General features: G+C 58.8%; 13 protein-coding genes and 1 riboswitch. Of the genes, 4 read left to right on the plus strand and 9 right to left on the minus strand.

Annotated elements, in window-relative coordinates; genetic code table 11:
- Positions 1–121: 121 nt before the first annotated feature.
- The 4 genes from polB to araB all read right to left on the minus strand — a co-directional run bounded on the left by polB (position 122) and on the right by araB (position 6600).
- Entirely contained in the window at positions 122–2479 is a 2358-nt protein-coding gene (gene polB, locus AC0TOY_RS20570; protein ID WP_473722467.1) for a DNA polymerase II, read from the minus strand.
- A 116-nt stretch (positions 2480–2595) separates the two neighbouring features.
- Positions 2596–3291: an L-ribulose-5-phosphate 4-epimerase gene (gene araD, locus AC0TOY_RS20575; protein ID WP_024907438.1), complete on the minus strand. Its 696-nt coding sequence runs from the start codon at positions 3289–3291 to the stop codon at positions 2596–2598.
- A gap of 86 nt (positions 3292–3377) precedes the next feature.
- The gene (araA, locus tag AC0TOY_RS20580) at positions 3378–4880 is read right to left on the minus strand and encodes an L-arabinose isomerase (RefSeq protein WP_032649842.1); all 1503 of its coding nucleotides are present in this window, start codon (positions 4878–4880) and stop codon (positions 3378–3380) included.
- Between the two features lie 10 nt (positions 4881–4890).
- A complete protein-coding gene (gene araB, locus AC0TOY_RS20585; RefSeq protein ID WP_473722469.1) occupies positions 4891–6600 on the minus strand; it encodes a ribulokinase in 1710 nt (569 codons plus the stop codon).
- A 337-nt stretch (positions 6601–6937) separates the two neighbouring features.
- Between araB and araC the strand changes: the two genes are divergently transcribed.
- Positions 6938–7783, plus strand: coding sequence for an arabinose operon transcriptional regulator AraC (gene araC / locus AC0TOY_RS20590; RefSeq protein WP_023310373.1), 846 nt, complete (start codon positions 6938–6940; stop codon positions 7781–7783).
- 128 nt (positions 7784–7911) lie between these two features.
- Positions 7912–8679, plus strand: coding sequence for a DedA family protein (locus tag AC0TOY_RS20595; protein ID WP_024907441.1), 768 nt, complete (start codon positions 7912–7914; stop codon positions 8677–8679).
- Between the two features lie 32 nt (positions 8680–8711).
- Here the strand turns inward: AC0TOY_RS20595 and thiQ are convergent, their stop codons facing one another.
- The 4 genes from thiQ to sgrR all read right to left on the minus strand — a co-directional run bounded on the left by thiQ (position 8712) and on the right by sgrR (position 13790).
- On the minus strand, positions 8712–9413 hold the full coding sequence (gene thiQ, locus AC0TOY_RS20600; RefSeq protein WP_473722471.1) for a thiamine ABC transporter ATP-binding protein ThiQ: 702 nt from the start codon (positions 9411–9413) through the stop codon (positions 8712–8714).
- Positions 9397–11007, minus strand: a complete 1611-nt coding sequence (gene thiP, locus AC0TOY_RS20605; RefSeq protein WP_473722472.1) for a thiamine/thiamine pyrophosphate ABC transporter permease ThiP — start codon at positions 11005–11007, stop codon at positions 9397–9399. Before thiP ends, thiQ begins: the two co-directional genes overlap by 17 nt.
- On the minus strand, positions 10983–11966 hold the full coding sequence (gene thiB, locus AC0TOY_RS20610; protein WP_473722473.1) for a thiamine ABC transporter substrate binding subunit: 984 nt from the start codon (positions 11964–11966) through the stop codon (positions 10983–10985). The genes thiP and thiB overlap by 25 nt, the downstream gene beginning before the upstream one ends.
- A 31-nt stretch (positions 11967–11997) precedes the next feature.
- A riboswitch (TPP riboswitch) is annotated at positions 11998–12098 on the minus strand.
- Positions 12099–12134: 36 nt separating this feature from the next.
- Positions 12135–13790, minus strand: a complete 1656-nt coding sequence (gene sgrR / locus AC0TOY_RS20615; protein ID WP_473722474.1) for an HTH-type transcriptional regulator SgrR — start codon at positions 13788–13790, stop codon at positions 12135–12137.
- 88 nt (positions 13791–13878) lie between these two features.
- On the opposite strand from sgrR, the gene sgrT reads away from it, so the two are divergent.
- Both sgrT and AC0TOY_RS20625 read left to right on the plus strand, forming a co-directional pair.
- Entirely contained in the window at positions 13879–14031 is a 153-nt protein-coding gene (gene sgrT / locus AC0TOY_RS20620) for a glucose uptake inhibitor SgrT (RefSeq protein WP_473722476.1), read from the plus strand.
- A gap of 120 nt (positions 14032–14151) precedes the next feature.
- A complete protein-coding gene (locus AC0TOY_RS20625; RefSeq protein WP_032649827.1) occupies positions 14152–15330 on the plus strand; it encodes a sugar efflux transporter in 1179 nt (392 codons plus the stop codon).
- Between the two features lie 48 nt (positions 15331–15378).
- Here AC0TOY_RS20625 and AC0TOY_RS20630 read toward each other — a convergent pair whose 3' ends face one another.
- Entirely contained in the window at positions 15379–15960 is a 582-nt protein-coding gene (locus AC0TOY_RS20630; protein WP_473722477.1) for a cytochrome b/b6 domain-containing protein, read from the minus strand.
- Between the last annotated feature and the right edge of the window lie 106 nt (positions 15961–16066).

A 16066-nucleotide genomic window follows, 5' to 3' on the forward strand; every position in this document is an offset into this window, starting at 1 on the left:
CGGCTCTAATCTTTAATTGCAGGCAATAGTTCGACCCCCGTCAAAAAAGACGGTCATCGAAAAATGGGTCCGGGAATGGAAAGGGCGCTATGGTACTGGATGGCAGCCATTTCGTCACGCGTCAAAATAGGCCAAGTTGCCCTGTCACTAGTGTAGCAAAATCATCGTCGATGAAGGGCAAAATTCCGTCGGCAACCGGCTGAAGCTGACGCGTCAGATAGTGTTCGTAATCCAGCGGAGAACGCTGATAATCCACGGGTTCCGGGCCGCTAATGGTCCAGACGTATTTGATGGTCCCTCGGTTTTGATACTGCGGCGCGCGGCCGCGGCGTACGTTTTCTTCATCCGCGAGACGCGCGGCGCGTACGTGCGGAGGAACGTTACGCTGGTACTCCGCCAGCGGGCGGCGCAGGCGCTTGCGGTACACCAGCTGCGCGTCAAGTTCGCCCGCCATCAGGCTGGCTATCGTCTCGCGCACATAGTCCTGATAGGGCTCATTGCGGAACACCCGAAGATAGAGCGTCTGTTGGAACTGCTGCGCCAGCGGCGTCCAGTCGGTACGCACTGTCTCGAGCCCTTTAAATACCATCCGCTGCGCGTCGCCTTCCTGAATCAGCCCGGCGTAGCGCTTCTTGCTGCCCTGATCGGTACCGCGAATGGTGGGCATTAAAAAGCGGGCGAAATGGGTTTCAAATTCCAGCTCCAGCGCGCTGGTTAACCGCGCTTTCTGCAGATGTTCCTGCCACCAGTCGTTCACGAAGGCGACCAGCGCTTTACCTATTTGCGCGGCGTCTTCTTCTGAATGCGCGCCCTTAAGCCACACAAAGGTGGAGTCGGTGTCGCCGTAGATGACGTCATAGCCCCGGGATTCAATCAGCGCTTTGGTCTGGCGCATGATCTCGTGCCCGCGCATGGTGATCGAGGAGGCCAGGCGCGGGTCAAAGAAGCGGCAGGCGCTGGTGCCCAGCACGCCGTAAAAGGCGTTCATGATGATTTTCAGCGCCTGTGATAGCGGCTTGTTACCGTGGCGCTTGGCCTCGTCGCGGCCGTGCCAGATGTTTCCCACAATGTCAGGCAGACAGTGTTTTTCCCGCGAGAAGCGTGCGCCGAGGAAGCCTTCGGTGCTGTGCTCTTCATCCGGCTGGGCCATGCCCTCAACCAGCCCGACGGGATCGATCAGGAAGGTGCGGATGATCGACGGGTACAGGCTTTTGTAGTCCAGGACCAGAACGGAGTCATACAATCCTGGCCGGGAATCCATGACGTAGCCGCCGGGGCTGGCCTGCGGCGGCACCTCCCCGAGGTTAGGGGCGACATAACCTGCCCGGTGCATTCGGGGAAAGTAGAGATGGCTAAAGGCGGCAACCGAACCACCATGCCTGTCGACCGCCAGGCCGTTAACCGTCGCGCGCTCCAGCAGGAAGGGCATAATCTCGGTTTTGTGGAATATCTGCGTGACCAGCTCGCAGTCTTTCAGGTTATAGGTGGCGAGCGCGGGCTTGTCTTCGTTAAAGCGCCGGTCGATCTCGTCCATCCTGTCCCAGGGGTTATCGATGGATTTACCTTCGCCAAGCAGCTCCTGCGCCACTGCTTCAAGGGAGAAGGAAGAGAAGCTCCAGAAGGCGGATTTGAGCGCCTCGATGCCGTCAATAATCAGGCGGCCGTTAGCCTGTGCGAAGAAAACGCCGTTCTTAAAACCGTGTTCGCGCCATTCCAGCTCGCTGTTGCCGCGCCCGAGCGTCAGCGGGATGCGGTAGCGCTCGGCGTGTTTTTGCAGCACGCGCAGGTCAAACTGCACCACGTTCCAGCCGATCAGAACATCGGGATCGTAGTCGGCAAACCACTGGTTAAGCTTCTCCAGCAGCTGCGGGCGGCTGTTGACGTACTCAAGCCGGAAATCCAGCGCGGACGCATCGCCATTCGGCGGCCCGAGCATATAGACAACCCGATCGCCGCAGCCTTCTAGGCCAATGCAGTACAGTTCGCCGTGACGGGTGGTTTCGATATCCAGGGAGACCCACTTCAGCGGTGGGCGGTAGTGCGGGTTCGGCTTCAGGCGCGCATTAACGAGGCTGCCGCTATGCGCGGTGCCGTCGACCCAGACGGGGGCGGTAATGAACCGCTCCATCAGAAAGCGTTCCGGTGGGCGGATATCGGCTTCGTAGAGCGTCACGCCCGCCTCGCGGAGCAGTTTTTCATAGCGCATCAGCTGGCGATGGGCGCGACAGTAGAGGCCGTAAACCGGCTGGCGGTGGAAATCCTTCAGTTCAAGCGGGGTAATGCGCCAGCCGTTTTCGCCGCGCAGCAGCTGTTTCACTTTTTCGACGTGGGCTTCAGGAATAAAGGCCACGGATTCCTGCGGGGGCAGCGTAACGTGCAGCGGACCGTTGTCCGTCGCCAGCCAGAACGCGACCTCGGTGCCCTGAGGGGTATCCCGCCAGTGTCGGGTCAGTAAAAAACCTTCTTGCGCCTGCGCCACGCCGTTATCCCAGAAAACAAAACCAGGCCTGATTATAGCCTGGTTAAGGTGGGTTTGCTGGGGTTTTATACAGTATCTGTTTTGCCGGATGACGCTGCGCTTATCCGGCCGACAAACTACTGCCCGTAATACGCTTTCGCACCGTGCTTGCGCAGGTAATGCTTATCCAGCAGGGTTTGCTGCATATCCGGCAGCTGCGGTGCCAGCTGGCGACAGAAGATCCCCATATAGGCGATCTCTTCGAGCACGATGGCGTTATGCACCGCGTCCTCCGCGTTTTTCCCCCAGGCAAACGGGCCGTGGGAGTGCACCAGCACGCCGGGCATCTGCGCCGCGTCGATCCCCTGTTTTTCGAAGGTTTCGACAATCACGTTGCCGGTTTCCCACTCATACTCACCGTTGATTTCTGCATCGGTCATCAGACGCGTGCAGGGAATGGTGCCGTAAAAGTAGTCCGCGTGTGTGGTACCGGTCGCCGGGATGGACTGGCCCGCCTGCGCCCAGATGGTGGCATGGCGCGAATGGGTATGCACGATGCCGCCGATGGTCGGGAATGACCGATAGAGCAGGCGGTGAGTGGGCGTATCGGAGGACGGTTTTTTGTTGCCTTCCACCACTTCGCCGGTCTCGAGGCTGACAACCACCATATCGTCTGCGGTCATCACCGTGTAATCCACGCCGGAAGGCTTAATCACGAACACGCCTTTTTCCCGATCAACGGCGCTGACGTTGCCCCAGGTCAGGGTCACCAGATTATGTTTCGGCAGCGCCAGGTTGGCTTCGAGCACCTGACGTTTGAGATCGTCTAACATAGTTGTCTCCTGCCGGATGGCGCTTCGCTTATCCGGCCTACGAAACCGTAGGCCCGGTAAACGCAGTGCCACCGGGCATTCAGGGCTTAGCGTTTTGAACCGTAATAGACTTCATTCCAGCGCAGCGCGTCTTTGAAGGCGGGCAGGCGGGTATCGTTATCAATCACGGTAAGCTCGATGTCGTGCAGCTCGGCGAACTGACGCATATCGTTCAGATCCAGCGCGTGGCTGAACACCGTATGGTGCGCGCCGCCGGCCAGGATCCAGGCCTCTGAGGCGGTTGGCAGGTCAGGCTGCGCTTTCCACAGGGCGTTGGCGACCGGCAGTTTCGGCAGAGAATGTGGGGTTTCAACCGCATCGACGCAGTTCACCAGCAGGCGGAAACGATCGCCGAGGTCGATCAGGCTGGCGTTGATGGCCGGGCCCGTGCGGGTGTTGAAGATCAGACGCGCCGGATCGGCTTTACCGCCGATGCCGAGGTACTGCACGTCGAGGATCGGTTTTTCCTCTACCGCGATGGAAGGACACACTTCCAGCATGTGCGAGCCGAGCACCAGGTCATTGCCGTTTTCGAAGTGGTAGGTGTAGTCCTCCATAAAGGAGGTGCCGCCCTGCAGACCGGTCGACATCACCTTCATGATGCGAAGCAGAGCGGCAGTTTTCCAGTCGCCTTCGCCCGCAAAGCCGTAGCCCTGCTGCATCAGACGCTGTACCGCCAGACCCGGCAGCTGTTTCAGGCCGTGGAGATCTTCAAAGGTGGTGGTAAAAGCGTGGAAGCCGCCCTGTTCCAGGAAGCGCTTCATGCCCAGCTCGATGCGCGCCGCGTCCAGCACGTTCTGGCGCTTGTCGCCGTTAATTTGTGCCGCAGGCGTCAGGCGGTAGCTGCTTTCGTACTCGTCCACCAGCGCGCTCACGTCGCCGTCGCTGATTTCATTCACCACCTGCACCAGGTCACCCACGGCCCAGGTATTCACGGAGAAGCCGAACTTGATCTGTGCGGCCACTTTGTCGCCGTCGGTGACCGCCACTTCACGCATGTTGTCCCCGAAACGTACCACTTTCAGGTGGCGGGTGTCCTGTTTAGAGACCGCCTGACGCATCCAGGAGCCGATACGCTGTTGCGCCTTGCCGTCCTGCCAGTGGCCGGTGACTACTGCGTGCTGCTGACGCATACGCGCGCCGATGAAGCCGAACTCGCGGCCGCCGTGCGCGGTCTGGTTCAGGTTCATAAAGTCCATGTCGATGCTGTCCCACGGCAGGGAGGCGTTGAACTGGGTATGGAACTGCAGCAGCGGTTTGTTGAGGATAGACAGGCCGTTGATCCACATTTTGGCGGGTGAGAAGGTGTGCAGCCACACCACCAGGCCGGCGCATTTATCGTCGTAGTTGGCGTCGCGGCAGATGTGGGTAATTTCATCCGGCGTGGTGCCCAGCGGTTTCAGCACCAGCTTGCACGGCAGTTTGGCTTCCGCGTTCAGCGCGTTAACGACGTGCTCCGCGTGTTTCGTTACCTGCTGCAGTGCTTCCGGTCCGTACAGATGCTGGCTGCCAATCACAAACCACACTTCATAATTATTAAAAATGGTCATCATCGTGTCCTTAATGGGTCAGGGTTGCCGTAGTGTCCGCGGTGCTTTTGGCCGGGGCGGCGACAGGGAGATAGTGAAGTTCGGCGCTTTTTGCCCACTGCTGGTAGCGCTGATAAAGCTGTTCAAAGCGTTGTGCCTGCTGGGCTCGCGGCTGAAGGGTGTTTTCGACGGCGCTCGCCATATGCTGCTGCGCGGTCGGAATGTCGGCGTGGACACCAGCGGCTACGGCGGCGAAAATCGCCGCGCCCAGCGCGCAGCACTGATCGGAGGCCACAATCTGCAGCGGACGGTTCAGCACGTCGCAGCAGGCCTGCATGATCACCGGGTTTTTACGGGCGATGCCGCCCAGCGCCATCACGTTGTTCACGTCGATGCCCTGCTCGGTGAAGCACTCCATAATGGCGCGGGCACCAAAGGCAGTGGCGGCAATCAGTCCGCCGAACAGCGCAGGCGCGTCGGTCGCCAGATTGAGATCCGCGATCACCCCTTTCAGGCGCTGGTTGGCAAACGGCGTGCGGCGACCGTTAAACCAGTCCAGCACCACCGGCAGGTGTTCGAGAGACGGATTTTTTGCCCAGGCTTCGGTGAGCTGCGGCAGAAGCTGCTTTTTGCTCTCTGCTATCTGGGTTTTCAGTTCAGGATGCGCCGCCGCCAGCCGATCCAGCGGCCAGCCCAGCACGCGGCCAAACCAGGCGTAGATATCGCCAAACGCGGACTGACCGGCTTCGAGGCCAATAAAGTCCGGCACCACGCTGCCGTCCACCTGGCCGCAGATGCCTTTTACCGCGCGGTCGCCGACGGTGGCTTTATCCGCCGTCAGGATGTCGCAGGTGGAGGTCCCGATGACTTTGACCAGCGTGTTTGGCTGCGCGCCCGCGCCCACGGCGCCCATATGGCAATCAAACGCGCCGCCGGAGATCGCCACGTTCTGCGGCAGACCGAGACGCGTCGCCCACTCCTCACAGAGGGTGCCAACGGGAATATCGGCGGTAAAGGTGTCGGTAAACAGCGGGTATGTCAGGCTCTTGTTGATGATCGGGTCGAGCTCATCAAAGAACGCGACCGGAGGCAGGCCGCCCCAGCTTTCATGCCACAGGGATTTATGCCCGGCACTGCAGCGACCGCGGCGGATATCCTGTGGACGCGTGGTGCCGGAGAGCAGGGCAGGCACCCAGTCGCATAGCTCAACCCATGACGCCGCAGCCTGAGCAACGGTTGCGTCGGCACGGGTGACGTGGAGGATCTTGGCCCAGAACCATTCGCTGGAATAAATTCCGCCGATGTAGCGCGAGTAGTCCGTTTTGCCCGGCTGATGGCACAGGCGGGTGATGGCTTCGGCCTCTTCCACGGCGGTATGGTCTTTCCACAGCACGAACATGGCGTTCGGGTTGTCGGCAAACTCAGGACGCAGCGCCAGCACGCGGCCTTCGGCATCCACAGGGGCTGGCGTGGAGCCGGTGCTGTCGACGCCAATGCCGACAATCTCAGCCCGCTGGGCGTCGGTTAGTTCAGCCAGGACGGTTTTGATCGCCGCTTCCATCGACTCAATGTAGTCACGCGGGTGGTGGCGGAACTGGTTGTTTGGCGCATCGCAGTAGCGCCCCTCTTGCCAGCGCGGGTACCACTCAACGCTGGTTGCTATCTCCTGGCCGGACGTACAGTCCACTGCCAGCGCGCGAACCGAGTCGCTGCCAAAATCGAGGCCAATCGCAATTGCCATGGTGTTGCTCCATCGAAAAAAGAGGTATGGAAGAACATTAGAGACTGGGGACAAAAGTCGTCAGGCAGGATCCGCTAATCTTATGGACTAAATTGCTGTTGCAACGGAAAGTGTGACGCCGTGCAAATATTCAATGTGGACATTTCTGCCGCACTTATAGACACTTTTGTTACTGCTTGTCTGCCTGCTCAGGCGGAGAAATCAGGGGGAAAGGCTGAAACATGGCGGACGTAAAAGCGGCGTGATGCTTTTTGGATCTTTTCGCGGGCCATTTTTAAGCTGCTTTTAATGATATGGACAATTGGTTTCCTTCAAGACCCTTGGGAGAACTGAATCTATGGCCGAAACGCAAAACGATCCCCTGCTGCCGGGATACTCGTTTAACGCGCACCTTGTGGCGGGACTGACCCCTATCGAGGCTGAGGGATATCTCGACTTTTACGTCGACCGACCGCTTGGGATGAAAGGATATATCCTCAACCTGACCGTGCGAGGGGAAGGGATCATCAAGAACGGTGACCAGCAGTTTGTCTGCCGCCCCGGCGATATCCTGCTGTTCCCGCCGGGGGAGATCCACCACTATGGCCGTCATCCGGATGCCAAAGAGTGGTATCACCAGTGGGTCTACTTCCGTCCGCGCGCCTACTGGCAGGAGTGGCTTTCCTGGCCGGCTATTTTTGCGCACACCGGTTTTTATCGCCCGGATGAGGTTCATCTGGCGCAGTTTCGCGAGCTTTTTGCGCAGATTATCGAGGCGGGACAGGCCGGTGGTCGTTACGCTGAACTGCTGGCGATTAACCTGCTCGAACAGCTGCTGCTGCGACGGATGGAGGCAATTAACGAGTCGCTTAACCCGCCGCTGGATAACCGCGTGCGCGACGCCTGCCAGTACATCAGCGACCACCTTGCTGACAGCCAGTTTGATATCGCCAGCGTTGCCCAGCACGTCTGCCTTTCGCCGTCGCGTCTGTCGCATCTGTTTCGCCAGCAGCTGGGCGTTAGCGTGTTGAGCTGGCGCGAGGACCAGCGGATCAGCCAGGCGAAGCTGCTGCTCAGCACCACCCGGATGCCCATCGCCACCGTGGGGCGCAACGTGGGCTTTGAGGATCAGCTCTATTTCTCCCGGGTATTTAAAAAATGTACCGGTGCCAGCCCGAGTGAATTCCGCGCGGGATGTGAATAAACGGTAAAAAAAGATAAACAAACAGGTGAATGCGGGAAGCAACCTGTAAACTATTCAGACAATTGTTGCCTTGACGCGGTGCGGGGCGCTAAGCAGAATCGCTGATTCGTTTTCTGACCGGAATAGTTATGCAGGCATTGCTGGAACATTTTATTACCCAGTCCGTTATGTACTCACTCATCGCCGTGGCGCTGGTGGCGTTTCTGGAGTCGCTGGCGCTGGTTGGGCTGATCCTGCCCGGCACCGTGATGATGGCGGGGCTTGGCGCGCTGATCGGCAGCGGCGAGGTCAATTTCTGGCAGGCGTGGCTGGCCGGGATTATCGGCTGCCTGCTGGGTGACTGGATCTCCTTCTGGCTGGGCTGGCGCTTTAAGAAGCCGCTGCACCGCTGGTCGTTTATGAAAAAGAACAAAGCCTTGCTGGATAAGACCGAGCATGCGCTGCACCAGCACAGTATGTTTACCATCCTCGTCGGCCGCTTCGTTGGGCCAACGCGTCCGCTGGTGCCGATGGTGGCGGGGATGCTGGATCTGCCCGTCGCGAAATTCGTGGTGCCGAACATTATCGGCTGCGTCTTCTGGCCGCCGTTCTACTTCCTGCCGGGGATCCTCGCAGGTGCTGCCATTGATATTCCTGACGGTATGCAAAGCGGTGAGTTTAAGTGGCTGCTGCTGGGCACGGCTGTGCTACTGTGGCTGGCGGCATGGCTCTGCTGGCGGCTGTGGCGCAGCGGGAAAGCGAATATCGATCGCCTGACGCGCTACCTCCCGCGTACTCGCCTGCTCTGGCTTGCCCCACTGACGCTGGGCGTGGCGGCGGTGGCGCTGGTGGCGCTGATTCGTCACCCGCTGATGCCGGTGTACGGTGAGATTTTATTGAAAGTGGTCAGTCGTTAAGGACTATTTCCCTCTCCATGTGGGAGAGGGCATCAGACCGCGCGAATGCCCAACAGTGAAGACGCCCCCGCTTGACCACTGAGCAGCTCTTCCGTCTTCCCATCCCACGCAATTCGCCCTTCAGCAACGACCACCGATCGCGGCGCAATCCGTGCGGCATCCTCAATACTGTGCGAAACCATCAGCATCGTCAGCTGCTGGCGCTGACAGACCTCCTGCACCAGGGCCAGCATCTCCTGACGCAGCGCGGGATCGAGCGCCGAGAACGGCTCATCCAGCAGCAGTATCGGCTGTTCGCGCACCAGACAACGTGCCAGCGCCACGCGCTGACGCTGGCCGCCGGAGAGCTCGCCCGGCAGCCTGTCGATAAACCCGGTGATCCCCATCTGTGCGGCAATGATCTCCAGCTTATCGCGCTGGTCATCGTTCAGCCTGAGTCCCGGGTGCATTCCCAGCGCGATGTTTTGCCGCACCGTCAGGTGGGTAAAAAGGTTGTTTTCCTGAAACAGCATTGAGACAGGACGTTTTGCGGGCGGCGTGTGGGTATGATCCCGGTTATCTATGACGATCGAGCCACTTGCCGGCTGCAGAAAACCTGCAACGAGATTAAGCAGCGTGCTTTTTCCTGCGCCGCTTGGGCCAAGCACGGCGATCATCTCTCCCTGGCGCACGGAGAGCGTGAAGCGCATCGGCAGATGCTGGTAAAGCCAGGTTACATCAGTCAGTTTTAACATCACGCCCCGGAAGTTTCTCGATAACGGTAAATAAGGCAAAGCACAGCAGCAGCAGTAACAGCGCGGTGACCGCGCCGTCCTGACTGCGGTAAGAGCCGATTTGCTGATAGAGCCAGTAGGGCAGCGTGCGGAAATCGTCATTGCCGAACAGCGCCACGACCCCAAAGTCTCCAATAGAGAGCACGCAGGCAAACGCCAGCGCCTGTGCCAGCGGACGTTTTAGCGCGCGCAGTTCGACCACCTTCAGCCGCTGCCAGCCCTGCATGCCCAGCGACTGGCACAGCAAACCGTAGCGGCTGTTGACGTCGCGCATCGGGTTTTCCAGCACCTTGAGCGCATAAGGGATGGCCATTAAGGCGTTGGTAAAGATCACGATGCCGTCGGCGCTTTCCGGCAGGCCGATGGTGCTGTTGAACAGCAAAAAGAAGCCTGTCGCCAGCACGATCCCCGGCATCGCCAGAATCAGCATGCCCGTCAGCTCCAGCATTTGTCCGGCTTTTTGCGCCTGGCGGGCGTAAAGCTCACGGCTGCTCCACAGCAGCATCATGGTCAGGATGACGCACAGTAATCCGGCAGCCAGCGCGATACGCAGCGAGGTCCAGGTGGCTTGCCAGAGGACGGGCTGTTGCAGGACAGACAGGAGATTGAGGTTCAGTCCGTCAACGATAACGGCCAGCAGCGGCGGCAACAGAAGCAGGAGTGCCAGCCCGATCAGGACAAAATCGCTGACGCGGCTGTGCAGGCTGTCCTGCGGATCGCGCCAGCCGGTTATTTGATGACTGCCAGCGGGAATGGCTTTACTCAGCCGCTGGCTCAACAGTACCAGGGCAAGGCAGCACGACATCTGGACTATCGCCAGCAGCGCAGCGCGACCGGGATCGTAGTCGTAACTCAGCGCCTGGTAAATCGCCAGCTCAATGGTGGTGGCCTGCGGCCCACCGCCGAGCGACAGCACGGTGGCAAAGCTGGCAAAGCAGAGCATGAAGATTAATGCCGCCACGGGCGGGATCTGGCGGCGCAGCCACGGCCATTCGACAAAGCGGAAGAACGACACGCCGCGCATGCCGAGCTGGGCGGCAACCTGGCGCTGCTCGCCGGGAATGTTCTCCAGAGCCTGCAAAAAGAGACGCGTTGCCATCGGCATATTGAAAAAGACGTGTGCCAGCAGGATGCCCTGCAGCCCGTAAGGCGAGAATGACCATTCCAGACCAAGCTGGCCGAACAGCGATGCCAGCCAGCCCTGGCGACCGTAAACGCTCAAAATGCCGAATACCGCCACCAGCACGGGCAGGATCAGCGTCATGGCGCACAGGCGCAGCAGGGCCTGCCTGCCGGGGAAACGCCGCCGATACAGGGCGCGCGCCAGAAAAATGGCCGGGATCACCGACAGCAGGGCAGAAAGCGACGCCTGCCAGAAGGAGAACCGAATAACGTGCCAGAGGTAGCTGTCGTGCCAGAGGGCGAGCAGATCGCTCTCTGGCGCGTTGAACCACAGAGCAAGAAAAGCCCCCAGGCTGACCACCACCATCACTATGGCGGCGAGCAGCCCGGGAAGTAGCCAGCCGGGAATTAGCGGCTGACGGCGCGTTGCCATTCACTTACCCATGCGGCACGCTGCGCGGCGACCTGCTGCGGCGTAAACTCCAGCGAGGTTGTTGGTTTGGTCAGCTGCTCAAAACCTGCTGGCAGCGCAACGCCAGTGACCGGATACATCCAGTTGCCTGGGGGAATGGCATTCTGGAACGCCGGTGAAACCATGAACTTCAGGAACTTCTCGGCCAGCTCCGGCTGTTTGCTGGCGGCGGTACGCGCGGCCACTTCCACCTGCAGATAGTGCCCTTCAGCGAAATTCGCCGCAGCGTAGTTGTCTTTCTTCTCGGCGATAATGTGGTAGGCCGGAGAGGTGGTGTAGCTCAGCACCAGGTCGCTTTCGCCTTTCAGGAACAGACCATAGGCTTCGCTCCAGCCCTTGGTCACGGTGACGGTTTTGGCGGCCAGCTTCTGCCACGCTTCCGGCGCCTTATCCCCGTAAACCTTTTGCATCCACAGCAGCAGACCGAGGCCCGGCGTGCTGGTCCGCGGATCTTCATAAATCACGCGCCATCTCTGGTCACTTTCCACCAGCTCTTTCAGACTCTTCGGCGGGTTTTTCAGCTTATTTTTGTCATAAACAAAAGCAAAGTAGCCGTAATCGAACGGCACAAAGGTGTCGTTCTTCCAGCCGCCAGGCACATTAACGGCATCTGCCGCGACGCCGCTTTTGGCAAACAGTTTGGTCTGCGAGGCGGCGTCCAGCAGGTTGTTATCCAGCCCGAGCACCACGTCAGCCTTGCTGTTTTTCCCTTCCATACGCAGGCGGTTGAGCAGCGACACGCCATCTTCCAGCGCGACGAACTTCAGCTCGCAGTTGCAGTCGGCTTCAAAGGCTTTTTTGACTACCGGGCCAGGGCCCCAGTCGGCAGAGAAGGAGTCATAGGTGTAGACCGTCAGGACGGGCTTCGCAAAAGCAGGCAGCGCAAAAAGCGCCAGCAGGGGGAGAACTTTTTTTAACACTTTGCACCTCAAAGTTGAGTGGCAAAGGATTTTGAGCGACAGCCTCAAATCCCTTCGCCGGCGTTATCCGGATCAGGTTCGACGGGTATTATCTCAGCGCACATCAGTGATGCAGCACCCCGTTGAGAACGGCGCTATTGTAATGATTTGGTGAATATTACGAAAGCGTTATGGCTCCGGCGGCGCAAACCAGGCGGATTTAAAATCAAACCAGCCCAGGGTATTCATCCGCAGGCCGCGCATGCTGCGCTGGCCCTGGATCATCAGCCAGTGGTGGATCAGCGGCACAATCGCCTGTTCGGCAAGTAACGCCTGGCACCACGCGGCTAAATTCATCTCGCCCGCGCGCCACAGGGCGGCGTCCTGCTGCCAGTCCCGGTCGATGCAGTGCTGGATCAGCGGGACTTCATACAGGTGCGAGAAGAGCGAGAAATCGAGCGGCAGGGTGAAGTTGGCGCTGTTAAGCCAGATATCACTGGTGATATCCCCCTGGTGCCATTCGTCATAGTCAACTTCCTTGACCTCCAGCGTTACTCCTTCGGCCGCCAGCAGTCGGGTCATGATTCTGGCGATAAAACGATGCTCCACGTGCTCGCGGTAGTAGGTCAGGGTGATAGACTCCAGCCCTGCAGGCTTGTCGCAGTGCGACGGGCGGGCGTGGTGCCAGCGAGGAAGCAGGCCGTAGGCCGGGAACCAGTATGTCTGGTACTGCGCTTCCGCATGGTAGATCAGATTGGCAGGGGACAACACGTGGCTGATCCACTTGCGGACGGCCTGGTTTGCCCCGCGGTGGGTGCGGCGGTCAAAGAGGAGATAGTAGCATCCCTCCTCCAGGCGACTCTCCACGGCTTTTTCTCCCGTGGTGGGGCCTTCAAGCGTCAGCCCGCAGCTCAGGTCTTCATTGAGATCCGGCAATACCCACACGTTGACTTCGTCGATCAGCGCCCGATAGCCAAAGTAGTCATCGAACGCGCGGATTTTCAGCTGGTTGCTGTTATTGCGGGACACGGAGTAGGGCCCGGTGCCAATCGGCAGGCTGGCAAAATTGTTCATCGATTCCCACTCGCCGGGCAAAATCATCGACGGCACGTAGCCCAGCAGCCAGGGAAGCCACTTATCCTGCTGCGACAGCTCGATATCCAGCGTCCAGGCCGTGGGGGAGTGGATACGCGAAATATGCGAGTAGAGCGGCAGCCTTCGGACGCGTTCCAGAGAGGCGATGACGTCGTGCATCTCCAGCTCGCGACCATGGTGAAAGTGAATGCCGGGGCGTAAAAAGAAGCGCCAGTGAAGCGGAGAAAGTTGCTGCCAGTGGTGCGCGATATCCGCTTCCAGTTCCCCGTTTTCCTCATTTATCCGCGTCAGACCGCTGAAGATTTGCCGGGCCATATGGGTTTCTGAGCGGCGTAACGCCGTGCCGGGCAGCAGATTTTTCATTGGACGATAGTAGAGCACCCGCAGGATGTGCCGACCCTGACGAAAACTGCGTCCGAGATGGGAAACCAGCATCTGGCGCACGGCGGCTTTGTCGCCCACCAGCTGAACCAGCTGATCGATGCGGTCCTGCTCGAGCAGGTCTTCCGCGCGCTGCTGCTGCAACGCCAGCCCGGTATAGAGAAAGGTCAACCGCGAACGTTTGCCGCGTCCCGCCTCAGCTTCCCAGCTTAACCAACCCTGCTGCTGCATGGTGTTGAGCAGCGTACGCATATGACGGCGGGAACAGCTAAGCAGGTCAGCCAGCTCGTTGAGCGTGGTCTCCTGCGATTGCCCCTCGCAGCACTGCCAGAGGCGGATAAACTGTTGTTGCAGACGACCGGAAGGCATAAAAGGGGAACTCCTGACAAAAAACCAGCAATTTATTTATCCCTATATTAGGCCAATAATTCTCCTCGATGAAGTGAGGAGGTAAATTATGAAGAGGTCTACCGCACGTCAGTTTTATCAGCAGTACTTTTCAGCGACAAAAGGATCGTCCTGGCTGGCCCGCCAGTATGCAGAGCAACGGCTGAAAACGTTAGAAGAATTGATGCAGTGGGACGTTACAACACCGACCTCTTCCCGCTAACTCGCCTCGATCATGTGTGACTGAGTATTGGTGCTTATCACCCGCCAGCAAAATGTTTTTGCTGGCTTTTTTCGTTTATTCTTTCACCCGATTTTGATTCGCTTTCACAAGGACTTGCGCATGCTGTGGTTGATGACGATGGGGCGACGCCTGAACGGCGTGTATGCCGCTTTTATGCTGGTGGCCTTTATGATGGGCGTGGCGGGGGCGCTGCAGGCGCCGACGCTGAGCCTGTTTCTCAGCCGCGAGGTGGGGGCACAGCCGTTTTGGGTCGGCCTGTTTTATACCGTTAACGCCATTGCCGGGATCCTGGTCAGCCTCGCGCTGGCGAAACGATCGGACAGCCAGGGCGATCGCCGCAGGCTGATCCTCTTTTGCTGCGCCATGGCGGTGGGCAACGCGCTGCTCTTCGCCTTTAACCGTCATTATCTGACGCTCATTACCTGCGGCGTGCTGCTGGCGTCACTGGCGAACACCGCCATGCCGCAGCTGTTCGCGCTGGCCCGTGAATATGCGGATAACTCGGCGCGGGAAGTGGTGATGTTCAGCTCGGTGATGCGTGCCCAGCTCTCGCTGGCGTGGGTCATTGGTCCGCCGCTGGCCTTCATGCTGGCGTTGAACTACGGCTTTACCACCATGTTCTCCATCGCCGCCGGGATTTTTGTCATCAGCCTGGCATTGATTGCCTTCGCGCTGCCGTCCGTGGCGCGCGTTGAACAGGCAACGGATAAACCTGTCACCGAGGTGAGCGGCTGGCAGGATAAAAACGTTCGCATGCTGTTTATTGCCTCCACGCTGATGTGGACCTGCAACACGATGTACATTATCGATATGCCGCTGTGGATCAGCAGCGATCTGGGTTTACCGGACAAACTCGCGGGGATCTTAATGGGAACCGCTGCCGGGCTGGAGATTCCGGCGATGATTCTGGCGGGTTACTACGTTAAGCGCTTTGGAAAGCGTCGGATGATGATCGTTGCCGTGGCGGCCGGGGTGCTGTTCTACGCGGGGCTGATCCTTTTCCATTCGCGTGAAGCGTTGCTGGCGCTGCAGCTGTTTAACGCCGTGTTTATCGGGATTGTTGCCGGGATCGGCATGCTCTGGTTTCAGGATCTCATGCCTGGTCGTGCCGGTTCGGCGACCACGCTTTTTACCAACAGTATTTCAACCGGGGTGATTCTGGCAGGCGTGATTCAGGGGGCGCTGGCGCAAAGCTATGGGCATGCGTCTGTCTACTGGATGATTGCGGCGCTTTCTGTCGTAACGCTTCTGCTGACCTGCCGCGTAAAAGACGTGTGATCGGATGAATGAAACGGAGCCCGGGAACGCCGGGCTCTGCGAACCGTTTTATTCTGAACACTGATACTTACGCTGCGCGCGTAGCGTCAGGTACATATGAACGAGGCCCATGAAACCGTGTGCCCAGAAATATGTCTCAACAAAGACCGTCAGAAATTTATGCAAATTTAAGGCGGATTCTGTGACGGACGAAACGGGTCCGAGCGTGGCGTTCAGCACGAACCAGGCCGCGCCGCAGAGTGCAACGCCCAGCAGCGCCAGCACGCCCAAACCTTGTACCGTTGCCGCCATACCGCCGGCATGCGCCTCAGGAAGCTGGCGCTGCGTGAGGGTGCGAATATCGTCAACGATTCCGCGAAAACCCAGCGCCAGCCAGGCGAAGTAATATTTAAATCCGCGCTGGGTTAACATCCATGCCATCATGGCAATGCCACAAAAAATTAAACCAAACCCGGAAATAATATGCATCCAGGTGACAATTCCGTTCAGCCCGGAGTCGTGGAGGGCTTCACTTTCGGTGAAATTAGAATTGATGATCTGAACCAGCACCAGAACGGCCACAAGAATGTGCAGTACGCGAAGAAAGGGTGTTTCTTTATGGGGAAGCGTATTGCATAGCGTTGGGTTCATCGCTTTTTACCTCAATAATGAGAGAGCTGATGCGATGCAGTGTGACGCAGATTAATTAACGAAACCTTAACGGTGGGTTGCGTCACACTGTATTTATGCGTTCCGA

This window comes from Enterobacter sp. PL_is379 (genome assembly GCF_055817355.1).

What these genes read in the sequence shown, in the direction of transcription:
- araD (WP_024907438.1), bottom strand. Translation starts at nt 3,291, where the DNA reads ATGTTAGACGATCTCAAACGTCAGGTGCTCGAAGCCAACCTGGCGCTG.
- araA (WP_032649842.1), bottom strand. Translation starts at nt 4,880, where the DNA reads ATGACCATTTTTAATAATTATGAAGTGTGGTTTGTGATTGGCAGCCAG.
- araB (WP_473722469.1), bottom strand. Translation starts at nt 6,600, where the DNA reads ATGGCAATTGCGATTGGCCTCGATTTTGGCAGCGACTCGGTTCGCGCG.
- araC (WP_023310373.1), top strand. Translation starts at nt 6,938, where the DNA reads ATGGCCGAAACGCAAAACGATCCCCTGCTGCCGGGATACTCGTTTAAC.
- AC0TOY_RS20595 (WP_024907441.1), top strand. Translation starts at nt 7,912, where the DNA reads ATGCAGGCATTGCTGGAACATTTTATTACCCAGTCCGTTATGTACTCA.
- thiQ (WP_473722471.1), bottom strand. Translation starts at nt 9,413, where the DNA reads ATGTTAAAACTGACTGATGTAACCTGGCTTTACCAGCATCTGCCGATG.
- thiP (WP_473722472.1), bottom strand. Translation starts at nt 11,007, where the DNA reads ATGGCAACGCGCCGTCAGCCGCTAATTCCCGGCTGGCTACTTCCCGGG.
- sgrR (WP_473722474.1), bottom strand. Translation starts at nt 13,790, where the DNA reads ATGCCTTCCGGTCGTCTGCAACAACAGTTTATCCGCCTCTGGCAGTGC.
- sgrT (WP_473722476.1), top strand. Translation starts at nt 13,879, where the DNA reads ATGAAGAGGTCTACCGCACGTCAGTTTTATCAGCAGTACTTTTCAGCG.
- AC0TOY_RS20625 (WP_032649827.1), top strand. Translation starts at nt 14,152, where the DNA reads ATGCTGTGGTTGATGACGATGGGGCGACGCCTGAACGGCGTGTATGCC.
- AC0TOY_RS20630 (WP_473722477.1), bottom strand. Translation starts at nt 15,960, where the DNA reads ATGAACCCAACGCTATGCAATACGCTTCCCCATAAAGAAACACCCTTT.